Source organism: Streptomyces sp. NPDC059355 (genome assembly GCF_042752335.1).
Classification (GTDB): Bacteria; Actinomycetota; Actinomycetes; order Streptomycetales; family Streptomycetaceae; genus Streptomyces.
Genome location: NZ_JBHYXN010000082.1, coordinates 1 through 11,904 on the forward strand (window position 1 = coordinate 1; position 11,904 = coordinate 11,904).

An 11,904-nucleotide genomic window follows, 5' to 3' on the forward strand; every position below is an offset into this window, starting at 1 on the left:
CGGTAGCTGGGGGACGTCGGTGACCGACGACAACGCGGCGAGCGTGCGTGCCAGGCCCCGCCGGCCAGACGGGACTTTGACGACACGACCTAGGGCCAGGGATCTACGTCTGCTCGGCCGAAGGCCCCATGCGGGTGGTCCGTGGCGCTGCGAGGCTGGGTGGCATGACGGAGTTCGAGGGTTTCAGCGAGACGCAGCTGGCGTACCTGCGGTCGCAGCGGCTGGGGCGGCTGGCGACGGTGGACGCGGCCGGGCAGCCGCAGGCGAATCCGGTGGGGTTCTTCCCGCAGGACGACGGAACGGTCCTGGTGGGCGGCATGGCCATGGGGTCGACGAAGAAGTGGCGGAACCTCGGGAAGAACCCGAGGCTCTCGCTGGTGGTGGACGATCTGGCGAGCACCCGCCCGTGGAAGGTCCGCGGCGTGGAGATCCGCGGCCGCGCCACGCTGGAGGTGGGCCCGCACGCGCTGGGCCCGCACTTCAGCCCGGAGGTGATCCGGATCCACCCGGAGCGGGTGTTCGCGTGGGGCCTGGAGGACGCCTGACCCTGACGGCGGGCCCGGTACGGGGCCCGGACGTCCGCCCTCCTCGGGGGAGGGGGCAGGCGTCCGGGCCCCAAGGGGCGGGCGTCAGTAGCGGCCGGTGCGCTTCGCCGCGTAATTGGCCCGGCCCTCGGCCGACTTGATGCGCCAGTCCCGGCGGATCTCGTTGCGGAGCCGGGCGTCCGTCTTGGCGACGATCCGCTGGTTCTCCCGGAGCAGCTTGCGGTAGCTCTCCAGGCGCCGCTCCGGCAGCTCGCCGTTCTCGAGCGCTTCGAGCACCGCGCACCCCGGTTCGGCCTCGTGCGCGCAGTCGTGGAAGCGGCAGTCGGCGGCGTACTGCTCGATCTCCGAGAAGACCTGGCCGACCCCGGTCCCGGCGTCCCACAGGCCGACGCCCCTCAGTCCGGGGGTGTCGATGAGGACGCCCCCGCCGGGGAGCGCCAGCAGGTTGCGGGTGGTCGTCGTGTGCCGGCCCTTGCCGTCCGCGTCGCGCGTGGCCTGGACCTCCATGACGTCGGCGCCGAGCAGCGCGTTCGCCAGGGTGGACTTGCCCGCGCCCGAGATGCCGAGCAGCACGCTCGTGCCTCCGGCGACGATCGCCGCCAGCACGTCCGTGCCCTCCCCGGTGTGGGAGGAGACGGTGAGGACGTCGACGCCGGGCGCCGCGGTCTCCACGTCCTGGACCAGGTGCGCGAGCGTCACCGGGTCCGGTACGAGGTCGGCCTTGGTCAGGACGACCAGCGGCTGCGCCCCGGACTCCCAGGCCAGGGCCAGGAAGCGCTCGATGCGGCCGAGGTCCAGTTCGACGGCCAGGGAGACCGCGATGATCGCGTGGTCGACGTTGGCGGCGAGGATCTGCCCCTCGGACCGCTTCGAGGAGGTGGAGCGTACGAAGGCGGTCCGGCGCGGCAGGTACGTCTTGACGTACCGGGGGTTGCCGAACGCCTCGACGGCGGCCCAGTCGCCGGTGCAGATGACGCGGAGCGGGTCGTGCGGGGTGACGAAGGCGGTGTCGGCGTGGAGGATGCCGTCGGCCGTCATGACGTCGCACTGGCCGCGGTCCACGCGCACGACGCGGCCGGGCAGCAGGCCCTGCTCGGCGTACGGGGCGAACTCGGCCTCCCAGGCCTCGTCCCAGCCGAACGGGGCGAGGGCGGACGCGTACGCAGAAGAGGTGGAGGAAGACGGGCGGGAAGAAGAGAAAGACAAGGGGGAACCCTTCACAGGGTGGCCCCGGCAGCGCGCGCTCGGTGGCGCGCGAAGAGGTGTGAGGTCAGCCGGAGACCACGGAAGTGACATTGATGGTCTTCTGGGTGCGGGCAGCGCCCTGCGCGACGACAGTCATCAATGAACTCACCTCCGGGTCATGCACGTACTGGCGGTTCCGCGCGGATCGGCGGGAACTCGATCACCGTAGCAAGTGGCCTCCGGCGCACGCCAACTCTTTTTCCGGCTCCCTTTCCGGCTTCTTCCGGCCACCCCGGCCGGGCGCATGTCCGATTCGTTCAAGACCGGCGGGCGCGGCCGCTCCTAGCCTGGCCGCATGACTTCCCGAATGACTTCCCGAACGACTCCCCGAACCGCTCCCCGACTCGACATGATCGGCCTCGTCGTCTCCGACATGGCCGCCTCGCTCGCCTTCTACCGCCGTCTGGGCCTCGACCTCCCGGCCGGGGCGGAGGAGCAGCCCCACGTGGAGGCCGTCCTCCCCGGCGGGCTCCGGATCGGCTGGGACACGGAGGACGTGATCCGCTCCTTCGACCCGTCCTGGACCCGCCCCGCCGGGGGCGACCGGCTGGGGCTCGCATTCCTGTGCGGGTCCCCCGCCGAGGTGGACGCGGTGTACGCCGAGCTGACGGACGCCGGCTACGAGGGCCATCTGGAGCCCTGGGACGCCTTCTGGGGGCAGCGCTACGCGGTCGTGCTCGACCCGGACGGCTGCGGGGTCTCCCTGTTCGCCGCCGCGGCGGAGCCGGTCGCGGAGCCGGTCGCGGAGCCGGACGAGGCACGGGCCGAGGCGTAGGCCGCCGCGTAGGCCCCGGGAGTGGTCCCGGCCAGCGCCCGCACCTCGCGTGCGAGGTGGGCCTGGTCTGCGTACCCGGCCCGGTGCGCCACCTCGGCCTGTGGCAGCCCCCGCCTGGCCAGCTCCAGCGCCCGCTGGAGCCGCAGCACCCGCCCGAGCGTGCGGGGTCCGTAGCCGAAGGCGTCGAGGGAGCGCCGGTGGAGCTGGCGCGGCCCGAGGTCCACGGCCGCCGCCACGGCGGCGACGGACTCCCCCGCGCGGAGCCCGGCCGCCACCCGTGCGGCGAGGGGGTCGGGGGGCTTGCTCCGCGCCGCGCGGCCGCGGACCAGCCGCTCCAGTCCCGAGCCGGGGTCCTCGTACGCGCTCATACGCTCGGCGAGGGCGCGCACCTGCGGCTCCGGCCAGAGGTCGGCGAGCTCGACCCGCCGGTCGCGCAGCTCGTACGCCGGTACGCCGAGCAGCGCGGGAGCCGTGCCGGGGGCGAACCTCAGCCCGGCGAAGAACCCGCCCGGGACCTCCCCGGCGGGGTGCGGACCGGTGTCGGGGCCGGCCACCAGCAGCCGTCCGCCCACCCACAGCAGGTCCATACAGCCGTCGGGCAGCACGGGCCCGCCGGGGGCTGCGGTGCGCCGCCAGACGATCGCGCCGGGCACCAGCGGGGACGGCCGCTCCTCGTACACGGCCACCACGCTACGCCGCGGCCCGTGCTCCGCCGCCCGCGGGCCGCGGAGCACGGCGCCGGTCAGTGCTTGCGCAGCCGGGAGGAGTAGTCCTCGGGCGGCAGGAACTTCGACCAGCGCTCCGGGAACTCGGACGGCATCGCGCCGTCCCCGTCCTCGTCGTCCTCCGACTCGCCCTCGGCGAGGGCCCGCCACGCGGCGGCGCGCGCGACCAACTGCGCGGCCTCCACCTCGCGGGCCCGCTCGTTGGCCTCGCGGGCCGCGGCGGTGGCCACGGAAGGCCAGACACGGTCGATGGCGGCGTTCACGGCCGCGCCGACGAGCACGGCAAAAGCCGACACCCCGATCCACAGCAGGACGGCGACGGGCGCGGCCAGCGAGCCGTAGATGGTCGGGCCCTCGACGGTGTTCGTGAGGTAGATCCGCAGCAGGAACGAGCCCAGCACCCACATGGCGAGCGCCACGAGCGCGCCCGGGACGTCCTCGATCCACGGGGAGCGCACGGGGACGGACACGTGGTAGAGCGTGGTCAGGAAGGCGATGGACAGCAGGGTGACGATCGGCCAGTAGAGGACCGCGATCACCTCGGTGCTCCAGGGCACCCAGCGGACGACCGCGTCCGGCCCGGCCACCATCAGGGGCAGTACGACCGCGCCGATCACCAGGGCGACCACGTACAGCAGGAAGGACAGCAGCCGGGTCTTGACGATGCCGCGCTGGCCGTCGAGCCCGTACATCACGGTGATGGTGTCGATGAAGACGTTGACGGCCCGCGAGCCCGACCAGAGGGCGAAGGCGAAGCCGAGGGAGATCAGGTCCGGGCGGCCGGCCTTGGTGACGTCGTCGAGCATCGGTTTCGCGATGTCGTTGACGCCGCGGTCGGAGAGGACGGTGCCGACCGCGTTGAGGATGTTCTCCTCGATGGAGGCCACGAAGGTGCCGCCCGTCCAGCCGTCGACGTACCCGAGCAGGCCGAGGAGGCCGAGGAACAGCGGCGGCAGCGAGAGCAGCGTGAAGAACGCCGCCTCGGCGGCCAGGCCGAGGATCCGGTACTCGATGCACGAATTGACGGTGTCTTTCAGCAGCAGCCACGCCATCTTGCGCTTGGAGACGTTGCGGTACAGGGCACGGGCCCGGTGGAGTCGCCCGGGGACCCGCTCGTGGACCCGCTCGGGTGTTTCTTTTGCTGGCTGCACGTCCTTACGGTATCCGCATGGCAGCCACCACCCACACAGTCACCAACCAGGCCCCTCCCCTGGTGGGCCACGACGTCTACGGCACCGACCGGGCACTGCGGGAGGGCGTGGAGCGGCACCTGTCGGCCGCGGCGCCCGAACTCCTCGGCGAGGTACGGGAGGAGCTCCACGAACTCGGGCGGGCGGCGGGCTCGGCGCAGGCCCAGCGGTGGGGTGCGCTGGCGAACGAGAACCCGCCGGAACTGCGTACGCACGACCGGTACGGCAACCGGATCGACGAGGTGGAGTTCCACCCGGCCTGGCACCGGCTGCTGGGGCACGCGGTGGGCGCCGGGCTGACCGACGCGTGGGGACGGCCGGCCGGTCACCTGCGCCGCGCGGCCGGGTTCTTCGTGTGGTCGCAGGCGGAGGCGGGGCACGGCTGCCCGGTCTCGATGACCCATGCGGCGGTACCGGCGCTGCGGGCGGACCCGGAGCTGGCCGCCGAGTGGGAGCCGCTGCTGACCTCGCACGTGTACGAGCAGGGGCTGCGGCCGGCCGGGCGCAAGGCCGGCGTGCTGTTCGGCATGGCGATGACGGAGAAGCAGGGCGGCAGCGACGTACGGGCGAACACGACGGCGGCGAAGCCGCTGGACGCGGCGGGCGAGTACCTGCTGACGGGGCACAAGTGGTTCTGCTCGGCGCCGATGTCGGACGGGTTCCTGGTGCTCGCGCAGGCCTCCGCCTCCGGGAGGGAGAGCCTGACCTGCTTCCTGGTGCCCCGGGTGCTGCCGGACGGGGCGCGCAACGTGTTCGCGATCCAGCGGCTGAAGGACAAGCTGGGCAACCGGTCGAACGCGTCGGCCGAGGTGGAGTTCGACGGGACGTGGGCGCGGCGGGTCGGCGAGGAGGGGCGGGGGGTGCGGACCATCATCGGGATGGTCGCGGCGACCCGGCTGGACTGCGTGCTGGGCGCGGCGGCACAGATGCGGCAGGCGCTGACGCAGGCCGTGCACCATGCGGAGCACCGCTCTGCTTTCGGAGCACGGCTCATCGAGCAGCCGCTCATGCGCAACGTTCTGGCCGACCTCGCACTGGAGTCGGAGGCGGCGACGACGCTGGGGCTGCGCCTCGCGGCCGCGTACGACGCCGGGACGGAGCAGGAGCGGGCGTTCCTGCGCATCGCGGTGCCCGTCGCGAAGTACTGGGTGACCAAGCGCTGTACGCCGATGGTGGCGGAGGCCCTGGAGTGTCTGGGCGGCAACGGCTACGTCGAGGAGTCCGGACTGCCGAGGCTGCTGCGCGAGTCCCCGCTGAACTCGATCTGGGAGGGTTCGGGCAACGTGCAGGCCCTGGACGTGCTGCGGGCGCTGCAGCGGGAGCCGATGGCGCTGAACGCGTTCCTCCAGGAGGTGGGGCGGGCGCGCGGCGCCGACCACCGGCTGGATTCGGCCATCAAGGGGCTGCTGACCGAGCTCGCGGACCTGGAGGGCATCGAGGCCCGGGCGCGCCGCGTGGTGGAGCGGATGGCCCTGGTGCTGCAGGGATCGCTGCTGGTGCGGTGGGCGCCGCCGGAGGTGGCGGACGCGTTCTGCGCCTCGCGTCTGGGCGGCGACTGGGGCGCGGCCTTCGGCACGCTGCCGCACAGCCTGCATCTGGGTGCGCTGGTCGAACGGGCGCGGATCGCGGGCTAGGTTCCGGGTCCTGTCCCCAAACAGGTCCGGGCCGGGATCCGGGCCCGTCTGACCGGGAGCAGAGGTGGCGCCGCGCCGACTCGGCACCACCCCTGATCCGAAAGCCCCGAGGAGGAGCTGTCACGCCGCGAGGCGACGTCCGGACAGTTTCGGTCGGGTGCCCGGGACTTGGCGAGGGTTGCATACCGTTGCAACCCTCTGAGTCCTCTGCGCTCTCTGCGTTCTCTGCGTTCTTTGCGTTTCGTTCCGCACGGGGAGGTTCCGGTGGCCTACACCACAGGCAGCACGGTCGATGTGGCACGCATCTCGGCCATGGACGCACGGGAGGCCGCGCGTCTGCTCAAGGGCGTACGGGCGGCCGCGCTGGCCGGGGACCGGCCGCCCGCGGAGCCCCGCCCGGAGATCGCCGAGTCCTGGCGCCGGATGCTGGCCGGCGGGGTGCACCCGGACCGGGACGCGCGCTCGCGGATGCTGTCGGCGGCCGAGACTGAGGAGCGGCGGCAGGTCTCGCCGCTGCGGGAGATCCTGCCGGTGCTCCGCGAGGGGCTGCTGCCGGCGCTGGACCCGGCGCTGCACATCATGGTCGTCGCCGACACCGAGGGGCGGCTGCTGTGGCGGGAGGGCGCCTCCTCGATCCTGCGCAAGGCGGACCGGCTCGGGTTCACGGTGGGCGCCGACTGGGACGAGGCGGTGGTCGGCACGAACGGGGTGGGCACGGCTCTGGTGGCCCGGCAGCCGGTACAGGTGTTCTCTGCGGAGCACTTCGTCTCCAGCCACCACGACTGGACCTGCGCGGGGGCCCCGGTGCGGGACCCGCGGGACGGGCGGCTGCTGGGCGTGGTGGACGTCAGCGGGCCGCTGGCCACCATGCACCCGGCCACGCTGGCGTGGGTGAGCTCGGTGGCGCGGCTCGCGGAGCGGGAGCTGCGGATCCGGCACCTGGAGTCGCTGGAGCGGCTGCGGGCGGTCGCGTCGCCGCTGCTGGCCCGGCTGCCGGGGCAGGCCCTGGCGGTGGACCCGCACGGCTGGACGGCGGCGGTGACGGGGCTGGCCCCGGCGGACCGGATCCCGCTCCCGAAGGGGTTCGGGCCGGGCCGGGTGTGGGTGGCGCAGCTCGGGGACTGCCTGGTGGAGCCGCTGCCTGGCGGCTGGCTGCTGCGCGTCGCGGGGGCGCCGGGCACGTCCGCGGCGGCGAGCCGGGTCGTGCTGGACCTGAGCCGGCCGCGCGCGTGGTCGGCGACGGTGTACGGGGCCGCCGGGAGCTGGTCCCAGGAGCTGAGCCCGCGCCACGCGGAACTGCTGTTCCTGCTGGCCGAGAGCCCGCGGGGGCGGTCGGCGGCGGAGCTGGCGGCGGAGCTGTTCGGGGACCCGACGCGCACGGTGACGGTGCGGGCGGAGCTGTCCCGGGTACGGCGGCACCTGGGCGGGGTGCTGACCCACCGCCCGTACCGCTTCGCGGACGACGTGGAGGTGGAGCTGATCCGCCCCGAGGACCCGGCGGCGCTGCTGCCGCACTCGACGGCGCCGGCGGTGATCAGGGCCCGGCTGGGCCGGGCGGGGGCCGGCGTGATTCCCTGACCTGCATGAGCACCCTCACACTCACCACGTGGTCCCTGGAAATGGCCTCGCCGCAGGATCTGGTCCGGGCGGCCGTCCCAGGGTCTGAGATCAGTGTCCGGCGGGCGGAGGTCCCCTCGCCGGAGTTCAGCCGCTTCCTCTACGCCTCGGTGGGCGGTGACATCCACTGGACGGACCGGCTGTCGCTGACCCGGGCGCAGTGGGTGGAGCAGCTGGGCCGTCCCGGCGTGGAGACGTGGGTGGCGTACGAGCGCGGGACGCCGGCGGGATACGTGGAGCTCGACCCGCAGGAGGACGGCGTGGTGGAGATCATGTACTTCGGGCTGCTCCCGGACTTCCGGGGCCGCCGCATCGGCGGCCACCTGCTGACGCTGGGCGTCGACGCGGCCTGGTCCCTGGCGGACCGCTGGCCGGGGCGCGAGGCGACGACGCGGGTCTGGCTCCACACGTGCAGCCAGGACGGCCCGACCGCGATGGACAACTACCTGCGCCGCGGCTTCAAGCTCTTCAAAACGGAGACGGAGCAGAAAGAGACCGCCCCCACCCCCGGCCCCTGGCCGGGCGCATAGCGCCCCACCGGAACCGTCCGACCCGCCCGACCCGGCCCCGCCCACCCTCCGGCCGGTATCGCCGTCACGTTCGTGCGGACGGTCCAGGGACTCGACCCGCAGTCGAGGGTGTTCGCGATGGTGCACAGAGTCCCGCCGGTGGACGCCGCCCCGTCCGCGGGGCGCGGCGGCCGGATTCCGCGTCCCCCCACCACGTGACCGGCGTCACGTTGTCTCGGAATGCGGGACTACATCGTCCGAATAATGGACAGTAGTGGACTCCTCCAATCGGCACATGACACGCTTCCGCCATGAATGGAGCTGGAATTGCCTTGGTGAGTCGGCGGCACGTCGACCTCGGCCGCATGTCCAGTGCCATCTGTTCGGCGCGCTGACGGAACCAGCCACCGCCGCGCAGCCCCGGCCCAGCGCCCCGCACACCGTCGTAGCGGGGGCGCCGCCGCCCGCAGTCCCCTGAAGGCAGAACACCGCCCTGACCACCGGCACAACCGGAAAATCGGGCGGCGATCGGCCGCACCTGCTCAGCGGCAGGGCTGATCACAGGGGCACTCGCCGCCCCTCCCCCGCCCTTGCAACGAGCCGCCGAAGAAGGACGTACCGCCATGGCCGCCACCCCCGAAACGCCCGCAGCCGCAGCTCCCGCAGCCGCCGCGCGCCGCAAGACCGGCCGTCACCGCGGTGAGGGTCAGTGGGCCGTCGGACACCACACCCCCCTCAACGGCAACGAGCAGTTCAAGAAGGACGACGACGGTCTCAACGTGCGGACACGCATTGAGACGATCTACTCCAAGACGGGCTTCGACTCGATCGACCCCAACGACCTGCGCGGCCGCATGCGCTGGTGGGGTCTCTACACCCAGCGCAAGCCCGGGATCGACGGCGGCAAGACCGCGATCCTGGCGCCGGAGGAGCTGGACGACAAGTACTTCATGCTGCGCGTCCGCATCGACGGCGGCCGGCTCACCACCGAGCAGCTCCGCGTGATCGGCGAGATCTCGCAGGAGTTCGCGCGCGGCACCGCCGACCTCACCGACCGGCAGAACGTGCAGTACCACTGGATCCGGATCGAGGACGTCCCGGAGATCTGGCGCCGGCTGGAGGCCGTCGGGCTGTCCACCACCGAGGCCTGCGGTGACACGCCCCGCGTCATCCTCGGCTCGCCCGTCGCCGGCATCGCCCAGGACGAGATCATCGACGGCACCCCCGCCATCGACGAGATCTACCGCCGCATCGTGGGCAACCCGGACTTCTCCAACCTGCCCCGCAAGTTCAAGTCCGCGGTCTCCGGCTCGCCGCTGCTCGACGTGGCGCACGAGATCAACGACATCGCCTTCGTCGGGGTAGAGCACCCCGAGCACGGCCCCGGCTTCGACGTCTGGGTCGGCGGCGGCCTCTCCACCAACCCCAAGCTGGGCGTGCGCCTGGGCACCTGGGTCTCGCTCGACGAGGTCCCCGACGTCTACGAGGGCGTCATCTCGATCTTCCGCGACTACGGCTACCGCCGCCTGCGCACCCGCGCCCGGCTGAAGTTCCTCGTCGCCGACTGGGGCCCGGCCAAGTTCCGCCAGGTCCTGGAGGACGAGTATCTGAAGCGCAAGCTGACCGACGGCCCCGCGCCCGCGCAGCCCAGCGGCCAGTGGCGCGACCACGTCGGCGTGCACCAGCAGCAGGACGGCCGGTTCTACGTCGGCTTCGCGCCCCGCGTCGGCCGCGTGGACGGCGCCACCCTGACCAAGATCGCGGACGTCGCCGAGCAGCACGGCTCCGGCCGCCTGCGGACCACCGCCGAGCAGAAGATGATCGTCCTCGACATCGAGGCGGACAAGGTCGACTCCGTCGTCGCCGCGCTGGAGGCGCTGGACCTGCGGGTCAAGCCGTCCCCGTTCCGCCGCGGCACGATGGCCTGCACCGGCATCGAGTTCTGCAAGCTGGCCATCGTCGAGACGAAGGCGCGCGGCGCCTCGCTGATCGACGAGCTGGAGCGCCGCCTGCCGGAGTTCGCGGAGCCGCTGACCATCAACCTCAACGGCTGCCCGAACGCCTGCGCCCGTATCCAGGTGGCGGACATCGGTCTCAAGGGCCAGCTGGTCCTCGACGACGACGGCCGGCAGGTCGAGGGCTACCAGGTCCATCTGGGCGGCGCGCTCGGACTGGAGGCCGGCTTCGGCCGCAAGGTCCGCGGCCTCAAGGTCACCTCCGCCGGTCTGCCCGACTACGTCGAGCGGGTCGTCACGCGCTTCGAGGAGCAGCGCGAGGACGGCGAGCGATTCGCCGCCTGGGTGACCCGTGCGAAGGACGAGGACCTCTCGTGAGCGAGCGCGCGGCCCCGTTCCACTGCCCGTACTGCGGCGACGAGGACCTGTTTCCGAACGAGACGGGTCACGGCGCCTGGGAGTGCAGGTCCTGCAACCGGGCCTTCCAGCTGAAGTACCTCGGGCTGCTGTCCCGGGGCGTCCGGCCCGACACCGCTGGAGGGGACGAGATATGACCACCGCTCAAGACGCGGGTCTCAAGGCCGTCGCCGAGCAGGCCGGGCGCGACCTCGAGGACGCGTCCCCGCTGGACATCTTGCGCTGGGCCGCCGACACCTTCGGCAGGAAGTTCTGCGTCACCTCCTCCATGGAGGACGCGGTGGTCGCCCACCTGGCCTCCCGTGCCTTCCCCGGCGTGGACGTGGTGTTCCTCGACACCGGATACCACTTCGAGGAGACCATCGGCACCCGCGACGCGGTCGAGGCCGTGATGGACGTCAACGTCATCACGCTCACCCCGACCCGCACGGTCGCCGAGCAGGACGCGGAGTACGGCCCGAAGCTGCACGACCGCAACCCCGACCTGTGCTGCGCGCTGCGCAAGGTCAAGCCGCTGGAAGAGGGCCTGACCGCGTACGACGCGTGGGCGACGGGCCTGCGCCGCGACGAGTCCCCGACCCGGGCGAACACCCCGGTGGTCGGCTGGGACGAGAAGCGGCAGAAGGTCAAGATCTCCCCGATCGCCCGCTGGACCCAGGACGACGTGGACGCCTACGTCGCCGAGCACGGGGTCCTGACCAACCCGCTGTTGATGGACGGCTACGCCTCCGTCGGCTGCGCCCCCTGCACCCGCCGCGTGGCGGAGGGCGAGGACGCGCGGGCCGGCCGCTGGGCCGGACGGGCCAAGACCGAGTGCGGACTGCACGGCTGATGACCGACCCCATATCTCTTACGAACGCGACGGAGAGCAGGCAGATGAGCGTGAGCGACCAGGGCGCCACCGTGTGGCTGACCGGGCTGCCGAGCGCGGGCAAGACCACCATCGCGTACGCGCTGGCCGAGCGGCTGCGCGCCGAGGGCCACCGTGTGGAGGTACTCGACGGAGACGAGATCCGCGAGTTCCTCTCCGCCGGGCTGGGCTTCTCCCGGGAGGACCGCCACACCAACGTGCAGCGGATCGGGTTCGTCGCCGAACTCCTCGCGAGCAACGGCGTCAAGGCGCTCGTCCCGGTGATCGCGCCGTTCGCGGACAGCCGCGAGGCCGTCCGCAAGCGGCACGCCGCGGAGGGCACCTCGTACCTGGAGGTGCACGTGGCCACCCCGGTCGAGGTGTGCTCCGTACGTGACGTCAAGGGCCTGTACGCCAAGCAGGCGGCGGGCGAGATCTCCGG

Annotated in this window: 13 protein-coding genes; 10 read left to right on the plus strand and 3 right to left on the minus strand. The window is 72.8% G+C overall.

Features of this window, described 5'->3' with window-relative positions; translation table 11 throughout:
- Positions 1-164: 164 nt before the first annotated feature.
- Positions 165-545 (plus strand): PPOX class F420-dependent oxidoreductase, encoded by a 381-nt coding sequence (locus ACFXGI_RS38105; protein WP_384717490.1) that lies wholly within the window; start codon positions 165-167, stop codon positions 543-545.
- A gap of 84 nt (positions 546-629) precedes the next feature.
- Here ACFXGI_RS38105 and rsgA read toward each other — a convergent pair whose 3' ends face one another.
- Positions 630-1,751, minus strand: a complete 1,122-nt coding sequence (gene rsgA / locus ACFXGI_RS38110) for a ribosome small subunit-dependent GTPase A (protein WP_384717493.1) — start codon at positions 1,749-1,751, stop codon at positions 630-632.
- A 346-nt stretch (positions 1,752-2,097) separates the two neighbouring features.
- Between rsgA and ACFXGI_RS38115 the strand changes: the two genes are divergently transcribed.
- Positions 2,098-2,565, plus strand: a complete 468-nt coding sequence (locus ACFXGI_RS38115) for a VOC family protein (RefSeq protein ID WP_384717496.1) — start codon at positions 2,098-2,100, stop codon at positions 2,563-2,565.
- Here the strand turns inward: ACFXGI_RS38115 and ACFXGI_RS38120 are convergent.
- Together ACFXGI_RS38120 and ACFXGI_RS38125 are read right to left on the minus strand one after the other, a co-directional pair.
- Complete coding sequence (locus ACFXGI_RS38120; protein WP_384717499.1) at positions 2,454-3,245, minus strand: helix-turn-helix domain-containing protein; 792 nt, start codon at positions 3,243-3,245, stop codon at positions 2,454-2,456. The genes ACFXGI_RS38115 and ACFXGI_RS38120 overlap by 112 nt on opposite strands.
- A gap of 62 nt (positions 3,246-3,307) precedes the next feature.
- On the minus strand, positions 3,308-4,441 hold the full coding sequence (locus ACFXGI_RS38125; RefSeq protein ID WP_384717502.1) for a YihY/virulence factor BrkB family protein: 1,134 nt from the start codon (positions 4,439-4,441) through the stop codon (positions 3,308-3,310).
- A gap of 17 nt (positions 4,442-4,458) precedes the next feature.
- On the opposite strand from ACFXGI_RS38125, the gene ACFXGI_RS38130 reads away from it, so the two are divergent.
- The 8 genes from ACFXGI_RS38130 to cysC all read left to right on the plus strand — a co-directional run.
- Positions 4,459-6,114 carry an acyl-CoA dehydrogenase family protein gene (locus ACFXGI_RS38130; protein WP_384717505.1) on the plus strand — a complete coding sequence of 552 codons (1,656 nt, stop codon included), beginning with the start codon at positions 4,459-4,461 and terminating at the stop codon, positions 6,112-6,114.
- A gap of 312 nt (positions 6,115-6,426) precedes the next feature.
- Positions 6,427-7,692: a GAF domain-containing protein gene (locus ACFXGI_RS38135; protein WP_384717524.1), complete on the plus strand. Its 1,266-nt coding sequence runs from the start codon at positions 6,427-6,429 to the stop codon at positions 7,690-7,692.
- Between the two features lie 5 nt (positions 7,693-7,697).
- Positions 7,698-8,261, plus strand: a complete 564-nt coding sequence (locus tag ACFXGI_RS38140) for a GNAT family N-acetyltransferase (protein ID WP_384717508.1) — start codon at positions 7,698-7,700, stop codon at positions 8,259-8,261.
- Positions 8,262-8,551: 290 nt separating this feature from the next.
- Positions 8,552-8,635: a putative leader peptide gene (locus tag ACFXGI_RS38145; protein WP_351782709.1), complete on the plus strand. Its 84-nt coding sequence runs from the start codon at positions 8,552-8,554 to the stop codon at positions 8,633-8,635.
- Positions 8,636-8,863: 228 nt separating this feature from the next.
- On the plus strand, positions 8,864-10,573 hold the full coding sequence (locus tag ACFXGI_RS38150) for a nitrite/sulfite reductase (protein WP_384717511.1): 1,710 nt from the start codon (positions 8,864-8,866) through the stop codon (positions 10,571-10,573).
- Positions 10,570-10,749, plus strand: coding sequence for a hypothetical protein (locus tag ACFXGI_RS38155; RefSeq protein ID WP_384717514.1), 180 nt, complete (start codon positions 10,570-10,572; stop codon positions 10,747-10,749). Before ACFXGI_RS38150 ends, ACFXGI_RS38155 begins: the two co-directional genes overlap by 4 nt.
- The gene (locus ACFXGI_RS38160) at positions 10,746-11,444 is read left to right on the plus strand and encodes a phosphoadenylyl-sulfate reductase (RefSeq protein ID WP_384717518.1); all 699 of its coding nucleotides are present in this window, start codon (positions 10,746-10,748) and stop codon (positions 11,442-11,444) included. Before ACFXGI_RS38155 ends, ACFXGI_RS38160 begins: the two co-directional genes overlap by 4 nt.
- Before the next feature lie 44 nt (positions 11,445-11,488).
- Positions 11,489-11,904: adenylyl-sulfate kinase (cysC, locus tag ACFXGI_RS38165; RefSeq protein WP_384717521.1), on the plus strand; the 416-nt coding region annotated here is incomplete at its 3' end.

Excerpts from the sequence above, each read along its gene's own strand:
- ACFXGI_RS38130 (WP_384717505.1), top strand. The coding sequence starts at position 4,459 with ATGGCAGCCACCACCCACACAGTCACCAACCAGGCCCCTCCCCTGGTG.
- ACFXGI_RS38135 (WP_384717524.1), top strand. The coding sequence starts at position 6,427 with ATGGACGCACGGGAGGCCGCGCGTCTGCTCAAGGGCGTACGGGCGGCC.
- ACFXGI_RS38140 (WP_384717508.1), top strand. The coding sequence starts at position 7,698 with ATGAGCACCCTCACACTCACCACGTGGTCCCTGGAAATGGCCTCGCCG.
- ACFXGI_RS38145 (WP_351782709.1), top strand. The coding sequence starts at position 8,552 with ATGAATGGAGCTGGAATTGCCTTGGTGAGTCGGCGGCACGTCGACCTC.
- ACFXGI_RS38160 (WP_384717518.1), top strand. The coding sequence starts at position 10,746 with ATGACCACCGCTCAAGACGCGGGTCTCAAGGCCGTCGCCGAGCAGGCC.
- ACFXGI_RS38150 (WP_384717511.1), top strand. The coding sequence starts at position 8,864 with ATGGCCGCCACCCCCGAAACGCCCGCAGCCGCAGCTCCCGCAGCCGCC.
- ACFXGI_RS38115 (WP_384717496.1), top strand. The coding sequence starts at position 2,098 with ATGACTTCCCGAACGACTCCCCGAACCGCTCCCCGACTCGACATGATC.
- ACFXGI_RS38105 (WP_384717490.1), top strand. The coding sequence starts at position 165 with ATGACGGAGTTCGAGGGTTTCAGCGAGACGCAGCTGGCGTACCTGCGG.